Source organism: Legionella cincinnatiensis, assembly GCF_900452415.1.
Lineage (GTDB): Bacteria > Pseudomonadota > Gammaproteobacteria > Legionellales > Legionellaceae > Legionella > Legionella cincinnatiensis.
Map to the genome: position 1 here is coordinate 752377 of NZ_UGNX01000001.1, position 14035 is coordinate 766411.

The window sequence follows — 14035 nt, forward strand, 5'->3', positions numbered from 1 at the left end:
AGGAGAATTAAATGCTAAATATGGAACCTCAAAAAATACGAGCTATTCTTGAGCAAATAAAACACTTTCAAGAAAAAATAGATGAGTATCCTAAATTGACCAGGGAAAAGGATTCATCTCTCATTTTATCTGATCCAGAATACCAAAGCGTGCTTACTCTAATAAATAGACTCTCTCCGGACCAGCAAGCAACCTTAGTTGCTTTAGTGTATTTAGGTCATGGAGATTTTAAGAAGACCGAATGGAATGAGGCTTTTGGTGTCGCTCAAGAACAATTAACAAAACATATAGGTCAATACTTGTTATCGCAACCGAATATAATCAACAATATTGAAAAAGGTCTAAAAATTTTAGGTTTTACAAAGCACTAGTGGTCTATAAGAGGTTATCTGAAAAATACCATTCTACCTCATGAGTCCTATACTGAGGTAATGGACTTCCAATAATAATAGCAGAAATGGAACGGAAATCTTATCGCAGTGATTTAACTAACAAGCACTACTGATGCAGCGTGTTAAGCAATGCTTTCCAACTATATTTCAGGAAGATAACTGCCTAGCACTTCCTGACACAACAGTGACGAAAACGTGCCGTAACTATAACCGTTTGTAGTGTGTTTATGACAGTTTTCAGGCAGTTTTTCGGTCATTTGATGCATCGTAAGTTGTTGATTTATAATGTTTCCTATTATTGAGTATCAGGCTTCGAACCAAGGTGTCGGGGGTTCGAGTCCCTCCGAGCGCGCCATTTAATTCTTTTGAAATCATACGGTTAGCAATTATTTTTTTAAATCAGTTAATCACTCTAATTGCACCCTGTGGGAATTTTTCATTATAATTTGTATTGGTTGCATGTATTAAAATGGACCACAAGTGCCATTTATAACCATCTTTTCTCAAAGAATTAATCAACCTAAGTCTATGTAATTGGTTTTTGAATTGATATAGAGACTCTCCTGTTAAAAGAGACTTTGTTTGTGGCTGCAATTTAACTGAACCCCTTACATTGAATTTTTTAACTTCCATTTCAAAAATAGTTTTTACTATTTCTGAGTAATCTGAAGACTTACGATATTTTTGGAATAGTTGTGCAGGACTTCCGCTAGCTAATATTTTATATTCAATCTTGGTGTCTTGAGGATTAAAACTGATTAATTGATCAAAATATTCACGGACAGTTTTTTGCACGCTATTTTTAAAATCATTCAAATTGATATCGATTTTTCTTGGTTCAACAAGCAAATTAAATTCATTTTCAGTAAAATCGCATATTAAATAGTGTATGCTTTTACTTTTGGCATCCCAATAGAACGAAGTTCTTATGTCCATATTTTTCTCCAAGAGTTAAATATAATATAGAACAATAATTAATCACTTTGTTATTAAGTTAAGGAATTAAGCCACCAAAGAAAGGCTTAGTGATAAGAAAATAAAGGTAATCTCTAAATGTATCTTGAATCCAACCAAATTGTATTCTCACCATCAGATCTGACTCAGTTTATGGAAAGCCCCTTTGCATCATGGATGGAACATCTTTCAATAACTCATCCAAACTTGGTGCCTGCTCCTGATGAAAGTGATGAATTGTTGAGTGTTTTGCATGACATGGGAAATATACATGAGTTAGAAGTATTAGCTGCATTTGAAACTAAAGGATTAGTAGTTGCTAATTTGCGCCAACTGACTGATTCATATCAAGCAACTATTGATGCTATGAAAAATGGGGTAGATGTAATTTATCAAGCACACTTGGAATTGTTTCCGTTTAGAGGGTTCGCTGATTTTTTGATTAAAGTCCCAGGTAAAAGTATTTTTGGAGATTATTGCTATGAAATTTGGGATACTAAATTAGCCAAGTCTGTTAAGACTTATTTTTTAGTGCAATTATGTTGTTATGCTGAAATGCTTCATGTAATGCAGCAAACAACTGCTGAGCATATCACTATTGTTTTGGGTAATAAGGAAGAAAAGCGATTTAGGGTTAATGATTATTTTTATTTCTACCAAAATCTTAAACAAAAATTTTTGTCTCTGCATCAAGAATTTGATCCCGTTAAATGTCCTGATCCGGCCTCATCAAAAAGTTGGGGAAGATGGAGTAAGCATGCAGAGAATCTTCTATTAAAAGCAGATCATCTAATTCAAGTTGCTACCATTACTTCAGGACAAATCAAGAAATTGAATAAAGCGGGTATCAATACGATGACTGCTTTAGCTAATTCTGATTATAAAACTGTAAAAGGAATAAAACCTGAACTCTTTGAGCGGTTAAAAGCTCAAGCCAAAATTCAAAAAGAGAGTATTGGAAAAGATATTCCTGCTTATCAGTTAATTAATAATGAAAATGGAAAAAAGCAAGGATTGGCTCTGTTACCACCTAAATCAAAACATGATATTTTTTTTGATATTGAGGGATTTCCTTTAGAAGATGGAGGTTTGGAGTATCTTTGGGGTGTGACTTATTTTGATGATAATAATCAACGTCAATACATGGATTTTTGGGCGCATGACCAAGATCAGGAAAAAGAAAGTTTTAGATCATTTGTTGAATGGGCTTACCAAAGATGGCAGCAAGATCCGTCTATGCACATATACCATTATGCAAGTTATGAAATTACAGCGTGTCGCAAACTAATGAGTAGATATGGTGTATGCGAGTTCGAAGTGGATCAATTGTTACGCAATGAAGTATTTGTTGATTTATATAAAATTGTAAAAGGTGCGCTACTAATAGGCGAACCGCGCTATTCAATCAAAAATGTTGAGCATTTGTATCGTGCTAAACGAGATACAGAAGTTGGTTCGGGTGGAGATTCAGTGGTTGTTTATGAGAGGTGGCGAGAAAATCCTGATGGTGAAACGTGGCACACATCAAAAATATTAAACGACATTCGTGATTACAATATTGATGATTGTAACTCTACTCAGGAATTGGTTACCTGGTTAAGAGAACAACAGGAAGCTTATGGTATTTGTTTTCTTGGCAAAACAGAATTGATCGATCCTGAAGTTAAAGAAGAAATTAACGAGCGTATTAAACTTCGCGATAGATTGCTTGAACAAGCTTCACAATTACATATCGAAGGACAGGAACAGTTATCTAAAATTCATTCTGTTATGGCTTGGTCAATTGAATTTCACAGACGTGAATCAAAACCCGTGTTTTGGCGCTTGTTTGATAGATTAGGGGTAAGTCATGAAGAATTACTCGATGATATTGATTGCCTGGCTTTTTGCTATAGAACTGAAAAACCACCTTATAAACCAACTCCTAGATCCAATTTTGTTTTTGAATATTTGTTTGATCCGGATCAAGAGTTCAAGGGTAATGCAAAAGATTATTATTTGTTAGGCAATGAGACTCCTGATGGTAAAAACATAAAAGCTACTTACCATCCAGAAGATAGTAATTTGGAGCATGGGATTATTGCGTTAAAGTTAAAAGATGAACCTGATAGCCCTATTACTTTAATTCCAAATGAATACGTTAATCCTGATCCAATACCACAAGCAATTACAAAACAGGCAGAGGCATTTGCAAAAGGGATGCTTGAAAAAACTGCTATTGTGGATTTTTTAGGTAAATCTATCCCCAGAATCAATGGGCATGTTTCAGGTCAAGCAATAGCCCTGAGTCATGATCCGAAACAACGATTGAATGAGATTATTTGGGCAGTCATTAATCTGAATAATAGTTATTTAACTATCCAGGGTCCACCTGGTGCTGGAAAGACATATACAGGTAAACATTTGATTGCTGAGCTGATTAAAAAAGGCAAAAGAGTAGGTATCTCCTCTAATAGTCATAAAGCCATCAATAATTTATTGATTAACACTGCCAAATACTGTCATAAAGAAGGAATTGCTGGACATTTTGCTTGTACACGCAATACTGACCCAGTCATTGACGAATTGAATATTAATGTACTGGAAAATAAAGATATTGCAGGTTTCATGCAAGCAGGATGTGTCGTAGGAACAACCGCTTGGGGCTTTTCCAGAGATGACCTGGAAAAAGCTTTTGATTATCTTTTTATCGATGAGGCTGGACAAGTTAGTGTAGCAAATCTGATTGCCATGAGCAGATCAACAGCCAATATCATTTTAATGGGCGATCAAATGCAACTAGGTCAACCTTCCCAAGGTAGTCATCCAGAGGACAGCGGATTATCCATATTGGATTATCTATTACATTCAACCCCAACTATTCCAGATTCAATGGGAGTATTTTTGGGAACAACCTATCGTATGCACTCGGCAGTAAATCAATTTATTAGCGAGGCAGTGTATGAGGGAAAACTTGAAACAGTTCCTGAAAATGATGAGCAATCGATAACTATTCCTCCTGGTTATCATGGTATTTTGAACAAGGAGGCCGGAATAATCACTGTACCAGTGATGCACGAAGGAAATACTCAAGCCAGTGATGAAGAAGTCGAGCAAATTGTTTCTTTAGCCCATGAATTACTAGGGCGGACTTTTAATGCCAAAGACGGGAAACAAAAAACAATTGATTGGAATGATATGCTTTTTGTTGCCCCTTATAATTATCAGGTTAATAAATTGAAGGCAGCTCTTGGAGACAAAGCACGAGTAGGTAGTGTTGATAAATTCCAGGGGCAAGAAGCTCCAGTTGTATTTTTAAGTATGTGTGCAAGTAGCGCTAATGAATCGCCTCGTGGTTTAAATTTTCTTTTCGATAAGAATCGACTTAATGTCGCCGTATCAAGAGCACAATGTATGGCTGTTATTGTGTATTCTCCAGCATTACTAGAATCAGTACCAACCAATATTGAACAAATCACCATGATGAACATGTTTTGCCAATTAGTGAAAAAATGAGAATTAATATGATCTAAATAAAAACAAAATACGAGATAAATAATCATTTTGTGATCTTATAAAGATCATGGTGTAAAAAATGTCTCCTTGTCTTGATTGCCTTGATGAAACAATGAATCTATAATCTGAACCTGCTTTACAAGGTGTTGAATAAGGAGATGTTATGAAAGAATATTATTTTAATAGAATTGATACGGATGAAGATAAGGATGAATATATGCCTTGGTAATCAGGGGAGATCAATGCATCTCCTTTGATAGTTCTACTATTATGAAATTAGTTTTAAACAATGATGTTTTGGCAGTCATTGATGACTTCTTAGAACCATCAGCTTTTGAACAAATTTGGAATTTTATTCAAACTGAACAATTCAAGTTTGTTCATTCTTCTCGATGGGTAAATGCTTTTAGTCTTGAGGATGGCTCTCCTTTGTGGGGAAATGTTGCTATTTCTCATCCTAGGCCAGAGCCCTGTACCACAGAGCAAGTTTACCCTACAAACACAACCATTGATTTATTTATACAGGAACTAATCACAACCTCATCGGAGTTTTCTCATTTAATAGGACATAAAGACAGAGATTGGGACTTTTTCTATTCTAGACCCTACCTTTATCCAAGAGGTTCAGGACTTTCTTGGCATACGGATGGTAAATACAAAATCTCAGGTGCCTATGTTTATTACTGCCATCCTATTTGGGAGATAAGTTGGGGGGCTGAATTACTGATTAATCCGACACCGCAACTTGACTTCGATTACCTTGAAGTGACCTTAATCAATAATATGAAGAAAAAGGTAGGATACCATCTTAATAGTGCTGCATTGAATAAGTATGCTGATGATGGAATTGGATATTACATTGTACCTAAACCCAATAGGTTGGTTATTTTTAAAAATAATATTTTGCACTGTATTAAAAAAGTAGAAAATGCAGCAGGAAATCATGTAAGGGCATCAATAACAGGTTTCTTTATGAGTAATGACAAAATACATGAAACGAAAGAGGCAGAAAAAGAACATTCAACCTAACAATGATTTGAATTAGTTTAGTCCCGTCAAATTATCGATAACTATCAACTCTTAATATGCTGGAATTTATAAAATGAATTTAGTGCATGAAATCACACCTTCACTAGCTCAGGAAAAAGTAAATTTTGTTATCTTGATACCCAACTCTGACGAGGCGGCTTTATCTAACTTTATACTTAGAGAAGAGGATGTTCCTTATAACGAACAACCAAGTCATTATCAATTTAAAAAATGGTCTACTTGGTGTTCCGCTCATTTTTCTTCTTATTCCTTCTTTATTAAATACAAGGATGCTCTCTTAAGATGTAAGCAGTTTTTGTATGACTTTGGACCTTTATCAACATTAGATCACGCTGCTTTATACGATCATTGGGTTTGGGAAATGAAGCCCTATGTAGTGTGTGAGGAAAACATATGTTGGATTGGTTATGATTATTCAAAATCGAAAACATTAAGTTTTTTTTCCTATGGGACTAATATTGAACTTCGTCTACTTGAAGGCAGTTTGACAGATGATGAGTTCATCGAACTTTGTAAATTTTTTTCTCCTATTGCGTCGTCAAATGAAATCTTAAAAAAGAATTTTTTTGAACTATCCTATTGGTCACGTCATAGCAACTGTTTGGAAAATGCGTGTATTAATAGAAATGAATATAAACCACCTTCTAGTTTATGGAATTTAAGATGGCCAATGCATAATATTCTTAATGCCGGAAACCCAGAGCAATATTTAAATTATTTAAGCAGTTTAAACTTGGATTTTATTCCAGATTGCCAAATTATTTATGGTGATAAAGATCAAATAGCTGAAACACAACTAGTAATGCTTCCGAAAAATGGAAAGAAAAATCAAATTGCATGGTTTCGCGTTTTCAATAAAGATTCTTTTCCAATAAAAAAACCAGCACTTTCTAGGTTGCCTAGTATGAATTCATATAGTGGATATAGTAATTTTAGTTTAACTGTCCTAAACCCGAAGAGTGCTCTGATTTCGAGCAATATATACATTGCCAGTTTTAATAATTGTTATGGACCACATGATGCTCTTTGGTGGGATAATGAAAATGCTTACTTACTTCAGATAAGCGCTGGTGCAAATAATTCTATAGAGTATTTTAAGGGAATTTTTTGCCAACTTAGGGATGAGAAATGATTATTCTATTGATAGCAACTTAGGTAAATAGATTATGAGTTATCCTCTTCAATTTTAATCCCCTTATTATATTATAAATTTTGCCGGGGTTTTTACTACAAATAGCTTACTGTGTCGTACGATATCGTAGTCAATTACGACGATCTCCCGAAGAGCTAACTTAGTATAGGTTTGGTTCAAAAATGATAGAACATGAATCTGTGGTCATTGTATAATGCGCTTTTGTTAACTCAAGGTTTAGTATGGCTGGTGATCCTATACAAATATTTATTTCTTACTCTCATGATACTCATGACCACAAAGTTAAAGTTAGGGAGCTTGCTGATACATTACGTATAAAATATGGCATAGATGTTATTGGTGATTTTTATGAAGAAGACAATCCTACTGGTGGTCAATTACCTGACCTGATGGAGAAGATCAGGATATGTGATAAAGTAATTTGTATTTTGACTCCATTATATAAATTAAAAGCTGATGAAGCGCGAGGTGGCGTTGGATATGAAAAGACAATTATTACAAGTGAATTATATGAGAATGTAGGATCATCTAAATTTATCCCAGTTATTCTTGATGAAAATTTAGATTTTAATGACTGTATTCCAAATTTCCTCACTAAAACAAGAAAAACGATAGTCCGCTCTACTTTTAACTCTAATGATGATTTTATCGATGAAATTGGGAGGGTTATTTATCAAAGGCCAAAAAATCCAAAGCCACCCCTAGGTAGAAATATCCTAGATCAAATGCCAGAAGTAGCAATTCCTATAGAGCAAATTGATATTGTGCAGGTTATAAAAGAAAACAACCATCAAGTGGTATTTGATACAGCTCTTTTTTATGCAAAACAAAATGATGAGCATAGTTATAGGGCACTTGCAAAGAAAGTTAAAAAAGAAGTTATAAAAGAGCTTTTGGTACTAAGAGATCAATATGCAATATCAGTAACTGAAGATAAGCTATTTGAAGTTGCAGATAAGTTTATCAATACTGCGGCACCGTTATATTTGGTGGCTTTTGCTGGGTATTTATCATTTAATGAGAAATTTAGTAAGCAAGAAGGTTTATTAGTTGACTTATTAGCAATTGAGGGTTGGAAAGAGTACAGTGGTAGAACGATTGTTTACCACATACCAGAATTACTGGGATATATGTACCATCATATTTATGGGGCTCTCCAAATAGATAATGACGATGTAAGTCGAGTCCTAGATATTTTTGAACAAAAAATACCTTTAAATTCCTCCAACTATGATTACTTATATAAGGTTAAATCTGTTACTGGATGGATTGATTCGCTTGGCAAAGATTGTTTTAAATCCTTCGATTATCTTATTAACTCGTATGAAAAATGGTCGTGGCTAAGATTGATTTTTGCAGATGTTGGTGATTTCAGAAAAGCATTATTAACTTATCAAATAATGATAAATTTGTTAGATTATTTCAATCTTATAAAAGCGGATTGTTTGTTTGAGGATAATAGTCAAATTAGTTATTGTCATATTCCCCCGAGTGCTGCAATTGGAGATAGGCAAGACAAGGAATATGCCTTAAATTATTTGGTTAAAAATGATAAATTTTTTAAGAATTATATTCAGCAATTAGGTATTTCAAAGGATAAGCTCAAAAGTAGATGGAAGTTATGGCTCAAAGAAATATCAAAGTTCAATCGCATGGATGGTACATATCTTTATATTTATGAAGAAAAATTTATTGATAATTTGCTTGATTAATGGAAGGTAAGGCCCCAGTAAAAGGGGCCTATATTATAGAAAAAACATGCGTCTGCCCACCGATATCTACTGAACAATAATCACTGATAAAAAGATCCCGAGCAAATGCCTCAAAATCAAAGTAGCAGATTAAACTATCCGGCATTTGATGAGCATAACAGTCATCAAATAACTGCCTGGCAAAATCAATCTCTGAATCATAACTACCCTGGTAGTACTCCTCCAACATAGTTTGTGCATCATCTACCGGATAATCACAGAGAAGGGCTAAGCCTAGCTCGCCCTGTTCTTGAATAAATGAGGCATACTCCACAATATTGCTTATTCCTTCGTACTCATGGATTTTGATGCTGCCGAATCCTTCATAATCATGTATGGCGTATTCTTCAGCATTGGGTTCAGGGCTGTTATCCAGCATTTCCCATATTTCTTCCATGATGTCATCTTCGCTTTGTGTGGCATCTATCCAGACACCATGTAGAATGGCGTTGTTGTAAGAAGCTAAACAGGCGACGTAGATTGAAGGGGGGGTCATGAGATTATCTCCTTATGTAAATGGAGCAATCTCACACGGGAGCTTGCTCCCGTGGTAGGGTATGATTAAAACGGAATTTCTTCTGAATCGGGTTGCAACATTTCACGCATTTGAGCCATGTGCTGTTCTGCGGTTTTGTTGCTTGATTCATCAGCTGATTTAGGCGAGCTAAGTAGCTGAATATGACTGACAACAATGCTTAATGCTTGACGAATTTTGCCTTCGTTGTCTGTCCATTGATTAGAACGTAGTTTACCTTCTAGGTATACTTGCGAACCTTTCTGTAAATACTCTGCGACTTTTGTTAGCTTTCCAAATAGTATCAGCTGATGCCATTCCACTCTGGCTTGCCATTCATCATTCTGTTTAAATGACTCATTGGTAGCCAAAGTGGCAGTGACAAAAGATTGTCCGTCTTTTCCGATGATGCTTTTAGGATCAGCACCAAGATTACCGATTAATTGAATGCGGTTTAAAGATGCAGTCATTGTATTCTCCTGTTATTGTTAAATGTGAGCCGCATAACAGAAAAACATCCGCATAGGCAGGTAGTTTTCTGTTATGCGGATAAGACTTATTTACTTCAATTAACAAGCAATCTTTTGAGTATCGAACTGTTTAACAAAGGAAATTAGGGATTCCAATTTGTGCAAACTTAACTCTGCTTGCTGAATGTCATGGGTGTTGATTTGAAGTCGGTGACGGCTTAAATCATTCACACAACAATTCAGCTCAAAGAGCAAATGTTCAATCTCAAGTTGTACTGGTTCCTGTTGTTGCATGGTAGCTCCTTGGGGTAGGGAGGATTAGCCCCAAAAAGGACTGTTCATCCCAATTGGGTTATGCAAAAAAAGATCACCGAAACATCGGTTGATTTACCTGGTTATTAATGATGATGTGCTTAAAGCACTCCTCGGGCGTAAAGCCGTAAAGACATCTCCTGATGGGTTTTCCCCGCTAAACGCTTTGCCATGGAATTAGGGAACAAGATGGCATATCACAAGACCTGGTGGTTTCGTCAGAATCTCGCTGACTCTTCAGTTGTGTTCCTTTCAGGTTATCAAGCCAGTATTGGAAATCAAGATTTTTTTCTTGTTGATATTAAATGAACGCAAATGAACTTATTGTGCTCATTTTATGCGATATGTGTTTCGGTAGTCGGTGATTCATCGGCAGGATGTTGTCTTTATCAACTCTTACAATGATTACCAAACCGTTGTGTTAAATATGCCTGATGCTCAACATCAGTTTCGTGTGTTAATGCCAAGCGTATATACTCTAATCGCCCAACGCAAAACTGAACACGATTTAAGCTTAAGGCCCCATCGGGGTATTGCTCGATTGCAGGGATTAATTCTTCTATATAAAAAACATTATGAGGTTTGGCACATTTAAATACGGCTTCACTACTAAAAACCACGATATTATGGATATACTGTGGTTCTATGAAATCAAGAGTCTTTTGAATGGCTTTAACGTGTTTATAATTCTGATGGATGGGATTTTGAAATCTGAATTTATCGTAATAGAGCGATTGAGACCAGCTTTTTGAGTTTGCTTTAGCGAATATCCAGCCCTTGTAATGCTTTGTTTCTATAATAAATATGCCTTTTGTTGTAATTAGAATATGATCGATTTGAGTTGTGGAACCATCCTCTAAACGTAAAGTAATATTGCTCATAACATGAGCATCTTTGTTTTGGCAATACTTTGCTAAAGCGTGCCTGACTCGAGCTTCACCGCAATTTTCAGCTGCCCGTTTACGATATCGTCCGGCAATATAACCAAATACTATACCTAAAAAAATTAATGAGACTAAACTAACGATTTCAAGATCAACCATACATCTTACCTCCAACAAGCGCATTATTTTAACAGTGCCAGTCGGTATTTGCCAATTTGGTGAAACCCAATAGCTTGGTATGCGCATATAGCGGAATTATCATTGGTGAACAAAATGGCTCTTTTGACTTGTCGGTCGGCAGCTTGTTTTAGGCAAAGATACACAGCAATTCTGGCAAAACCTTTATTTCTTAATGAAGGCGGGGTATAAACGGGGCCGATCTGTACAATATCAGGTAGATTGGCATTAAAGCCACATAAGGAAACAGGGGTGTTATTTACAAATAAAACCCATCGATTTTGGCTAAGCTGCGTATCTTGAATTTCATCAATAATGGATTGTTCCAGTGTGGGATTATTAGCATCGTCCCCTAGGGCTTCAATATGATAAGCGATAAGCCATTCTTTGATGATATCCATGTCACAATCTTGTACTGGTTTGAGCGTGCAGCTATAGGAATGAATCGCTTGAGGTATAGTCATTTTGTCGAGATTAAGTAAAAATAACTTTTCCTGATAATTAATGGCAAATAGGGACGTTTCTATGTTTAGCTGATCAATGACAAAACCAGCTTGGGTGTCTTCGCCAAGTATTCCGGCAATTGGTCTTGTTCTTTTAATCTCAAATTCTTCTACTAAAGCTGATAATGCAGAAAAATTTTCAGTTTGCATCATCACATTACCATTCCAATAATGTGCTAAAACACCATTAATTTTATTGTTTTCAAAGGAGCCGAAATATTCTCCGTGAAATGGCGCATCTTGGTAGGTAATTCCCGAGTGGTATAAATTGTTCCTAATGAACATGGTCGTTTCTTGGTAATGATTGAGATAGGATGACAATTCATCTATATGCAATTGGTCTAGCCTTTTTATCGCAATCATTTTTTCCTCGGCATGATGAATATTTTTAATACACTTTTAAGACATATGCTAAGATATCTCAATCTTGGTTATTATTAAATACAAAATCTCAGAATATGATTACCTTACTTCCCCATAATTCTGCATGGCAAGCTGCATTTGAGCTAGAGAACAAACAGTTATTGCAATTGGATATCAAGAATATAATCCAAGTTGAGCATATTGGCAGCACAGCTATTTCTGGTATTCATGCAAAACCAGTGATTGATATTTTAATTGGTGTTAAGTGTTTGCATGAATTTACTTCTGAGGATATCCAAAAAATTGAATCATTAGATTATCGATATAACCAGGTTTTTGAATCAGTTTTTCCACATCGGCGTTATTTCCAAAAAGACAATGAACATGGTGAGCGAACGCACCAGATTCATTTGGTTAATTATCCATCTTCTTGGTATGCGAAGCATCTGTTGTTTCGCGATTATTTGCGTCTTTATCCCAATATTGCTAACGAATATGAAGAACTTAAGCTCAACTTGAGCGAACTCTATGATAATACGATTGATTATGCCAATGCCAAGAATGAATTTTGTCAGCTTATAGATAAGAAAGCCTTTTTACATTTTGAGGTTAATAAACCATTCATTGAAACACCGCGTCTTATTGCATTTATTCCCCAGGTAGCCTGTCACGAAGACTATGCAATAATGCTTTCAAATCCTGAGTTTATTCAATGTTATGGTGTTTCATACAATGAGGACCAGGCTTTAAATCGTTTGGAATCGGATATGACGCATTACAACCAATATGGTTTTGCTCCCTGGATGTGGTATGACAAAGAAACCCACAACTACGTTGGGCGAGGGGGATTAAAGACTTTTGTATTAAATGAAAAAGAGGAAGTTGAGTTAACTTATCAAATAGCTCAAAGCTACTGGGGAAAAGGTTTAGCATTTGAAATGGGGCAAGCATCCTTGGAGTATGCTGAAGAGCACTTGGATTTGGCTAGCACTATTTGTTTTACCGCATACAATAATTATCCATCATTGCGCGTTATGGAAAAATTAGGTTTTAAATTTGAGTTTGATTTTGAGCATGCAGGAATTTCGCATAAATTTCACAGAAAACCTACAATAAAGAAACAAAAGAGGTCTTAATGGATAAAGTAAAAATTGACACCCACTTAGTCCAAAAGCTAATTGCTGAGCAATTTCCACAATGGCAATCACTACCGATACATCCAGTTGCCCAAAGTGGTTGGGATAATCGAACGTTTCATTTAGGTGAAGAAATGGTAATTCGTTTGCCTAGTGATAGGGAGTATGAGCCACAAATAAATAAAGAATATCAATGGTTGCCATGGCTCTCGAAACAACTCTCATTTCAAATTACGCAACCGATCGCGCTTGGAAAACCATCACCAGATTATCCATTGCATTGGAGTATCAATCTTTGGATTGAAGGGGAGACTGCTTCAGTACAGAATATTCATGATAAAAAAGAGTTTGCGGAAGCATTGGGGAAGTGCTTAAAAGAATTTCAATCTTTAGATGCTACAGATGGACCTTTGGCTGGCGCACATAATTTTTATCGAGGCAGTTCATTAAAGGCTTATGATCATGAAATGCAACTTGCGATTCCTAAAATTAAAAACGTTCAGGAGCAAAGTCTTGCTGCATCATTATGGCAACAGGCACTTTCTTCTGAATGGCGATTAAAGCCTGTCTGGGTTCATGGAGACATATCCGTAGGAAATATTTTAGTTCGTGATGGAAGGCTGTGTGCTATTATCGACTTCGGCCAACTTGCTGTGGGTGATCCTGCCTGTGATTTGGTAATAGCGTGGAATTTTTTTTCTAGCGAAGAACGAGAAGTATTTAAAAATGCAGTTCAGCTGGATAATGATACTTGGATACGAGCTTTAGGATGGGCATTTTGGAAAACCTTATGTTGGCCAATTACAGGTACTGATGTAAAAGAGGTTTTGCATGAAATTTATACGGATTATGATGCGATTAAATAAAATGTCAGATGTATT

Annotated in this window: 13 protein-coding genes; 7 read left to right on the forward strand and 6 right to left on the reverse strand. The window is 35.7% G+C overall.

Translation table 11 applies throughout. From position 1 onward, the window contains the following. The first annotated feature begins 11 nt into the window (after positions 1 to 11). Positions 12 to 371 (forward strand): DUF3775 domain-containing protein, encoded by a 360-nt coding sequence (locus DYH34_RS03335; protein WP_058463424.1) that lies wholly within the window; start codon positions 12 to 14, stop codon positions 369 to 371. Between the two features lie 420 nt (positions 372 to 791). On the opposite strand, the gene DYH34_RS03340 is transcribed toward DYH34_RS03335, so the two are convergent. Next, positions 792 to 1328: a hypothetical protein gene (locus DYH34_RS03340; protein ID WP_238589410.1), complete on the reverse strand. Its 537-nt coding sequence runs from the start codon at positions 1326 to 1328 to the stop codon at positions 792 to 794. Between the two features lie 117 nt (positions 1329 to 1445). Here DYH34_RS03340 and DYH34_RS03345 point away from each other — a divergent pair, with 117 nt between their 5' ends. The 4 genes from DYH34_RS03345 to DYH34_RS03360 all read left to right on the forward strand — a co-directional run bounded on the left by DYH34_RS03345 (position 1446) and on the right by DYH34_RS03360 (position 8756). Next, positions 1446 to 4841, forward strand: coding sequence for a TM0106 family RecB-like putative nuclease (locus DYH34_RS03345; protein WP_058463423.1), 3396 nt, complete (start codon positions 1446 to 1448; stop codon positions 4839 to 4841). Positions 4842 to 5111: 270 nt separating this feature from the next. Further along, a complete protein-coding gene (locus tag DYH34_RS03350) occupies positions 5112 to 5870 on the forward strand; it encodes a 2OG-Fe(II) oxygenase (protein WP_058463422.1) in 759 nt (252 codons plus the stop codon). Between the two features lie 73 nt (positions 5871 to 5943). Next, a complete protein-coding gene (locus DYH34_RS03355; protein ID WP_058463421.1) occupies positions 5944 to 7023 on the forward strand; it encodes a hypothetical protein in 1080 nt (359 codons plus the stop codon). Between the two features lie 242 nt (positions 7024 to 7265). After that, positions 7266 to 8756 carry a toll/interleukin-1 receptor domain-containing protein gene (locus DYH34_RS03360; protein WP_058463420.1) on the forward strand — a complete coding sequence of 497 codons (1491 nt, stop codon included), beginning with the start codon at positions 7266 to 7268 and terminating at the stop codon, positions 8754 to 8756. A gap of 28 nt (positions 8757 to 8784) precedes the next feature. Here DYH34_RS03360 and DYH34_RS03365 read toward each other — a convergent pair whose 3' ends face one another. The 5 genes from DYH34_RS03365 to DYH34_RS03390 form a co-directional block, all read right to left on the reverse strand. Then, positions 8785 to 9291 (reverse strand): antirestriction protein ArdA, encoded by a 507-nt coding sequence (locus DYH34_RS03365; protein ID WP_058463419.1) that lies wholly within the window; start codon positions 9289 to 9291, stop codon positions 8785 to 8787. Between the two features lie 65 nt (positions 9292 to 9356). Next, the gene (locus tag DYH34_RS03370) at positions 9357 to 9779 is read right to left on the reverse strand and encodes a single-stranded DNA-binding protein (RefSeq protein ID WP_058463418.1); all 423 of its coding nucleotides are present in this window, start codon (positions 9777 to 9779) and stop codon (positions 9357 to 9359) included. A 99-nt stretch (positions 9780 to 9878) separates the two neighbouring features. Then, complete coding sequence (locus tag DYH34_RS03380) at positions 9879 to 10073, reverse strand: hypothetical protein (RefSeq protein WP_058463417.1); 195 nt, start codon at positions 10071 to 10073, stop codon at positions 9879 to 9881. A gap of 407 nt (positions 10074 to 10480) precedes the next feature. After that, entirely contained in the window at positions 10481 to 11134 is a 654-nt protein-coding gene (locus DYH34_RS03385) for a nuclease-related domain-containing protein (RefSeq protein WP_058463416.1), read from the reverse strand. A 23-nt stretch (positions 11135 to 11157) separates the two neighbouring features. After that, a complete protein-coding gene (locus DYH34_RS03390) occupies positions 11158 to 12018 on the reverse strand; it encodes a GNAT family N-acetyltransferase (protein ID WP_058463415.1) in 861 nt (286 codons plus the stop codon). 95 nt (positions 12019 to 12113) lie between these two features. Here DYH34_RS03390 and DYH34_RS03395 point away from each other — a divergent pair, with 95 nt between their 5' ends. Together DYH34_RS03395 and DYH34_RS03400 are read left to right on the forward strand one after the other, a co-directional pair. After that, on the forward strand, positions 12114 to 13154 hold the full coding sequence (locus DYH34_RS03395) for a bifunctional GrpB family protein/GNAT family N-acetyltransferase (RefSeq protein WP_058463414.1): 1041 nt from the start codon (positions 12114 to 12116) through the stop codon (positions 13152 to 13154). Next, a complete protein-coding gene (locus DYH34_RS03400; RefSeq protein ID WP_058463413.1) occupies positions 13154 to 14020 on the forward strand; it encodes an aminoglycoside phosphotransferase family protein in 867 nt (288 codons plus the stop codon). Before DYH34_RS03395 ends, DYH34_RS03400 begins: the two co-directional genes overlap by 1 nt. Positions 14021 to 14035: the final 15 nt, after the last annotated feature.

Coding starts and splice junctions, on each gene's coding strand:
- DYH34_RS03370 (WP_058463418.1), bottom strand. CDS start 9,779: ATGACTGCATCTTTAAACCGCATTCAATTAATCGGTAATCTTGGTGCT.
- DYH34_RS03365 (WP_058463419.1), bottom strand. CDS start 9,291: ATGACCCCCCCTTCAATCTACGTCGCCTGTTTAGCTTCTTACAACAAC.
- DYH34_RS03385 (WP_058463416.1), bottom strand. CDS start 11,134: ATGGTTGATCTTGAAATCGTTAGTTTAGTCTCATTAATTTTTTTAGGT.
- DYH34_RS03390 (WP_058463415.1), bottom strand. CDS start 12,018: ATGATTGCGATAAAAAGGCTAGACCAATTGCATATAGATGAATTGTCA.
- DYH34_RS03350 (WP_058463422.1), top strand. CDS start 5,112: ATGAAATTAGTTTTAAACAATGATGTTTTGGCAGTCATTGATGACTTC.
- DYH34_RS03395 (WP_058463414.1), top strand. CDS start 12,114: ATGATTACCTTACTTCCCCATAATTCTGCATGGCAAGCTGCATTTGAG.
- DYH34_RS03400 (WP_058463413.1), top strand. CDS start 13,154: ATGGATAAAGTAAAAATTGACACCCACTTAGTCCAAAAGCTAATTGCT.
- DYH34_RS03345 (WP_058463423.1), top strand. CDS start 1,446: ATGTATCTTGAATCCAACCAAATTGTATTCTCACCATCAGATCTGACT.
- DYH34_RS03360 (WP_058463420.1), top strand. CDS start 7,266: ATGGCTGGTGATCCTATACAAATATTTATTTCTTACTCTCATGATACT.
- DYH34_RS03335 (WP_058463424.1), top strand. CDS start 12: ATGCTAAATATGGAACCTCAAAAAATACGAGCTATTCTTGAGCAAATA.
- DYH34_RS03380 (WP_058463417.1), bottom strand. CDS start 10,073: ATGCAACAACAGGAACCAGTACAACTTGAGATTGAACATTTGCTCTTT.
- DYH34_RS03340 (WP_238589410.1), bottom strand. CDS start 1,328: ATGGACATAAGAACTTCGTTCTATTGGGATGCCAAAAGTAAAAGCATA.
- DYH34_RS03355 (WP_058463421.1), top strand. CDS start 5,944: ATGAATTTAGTGCATGAAATCACACCTTCACTAGCTCAGGAAAAAGTA.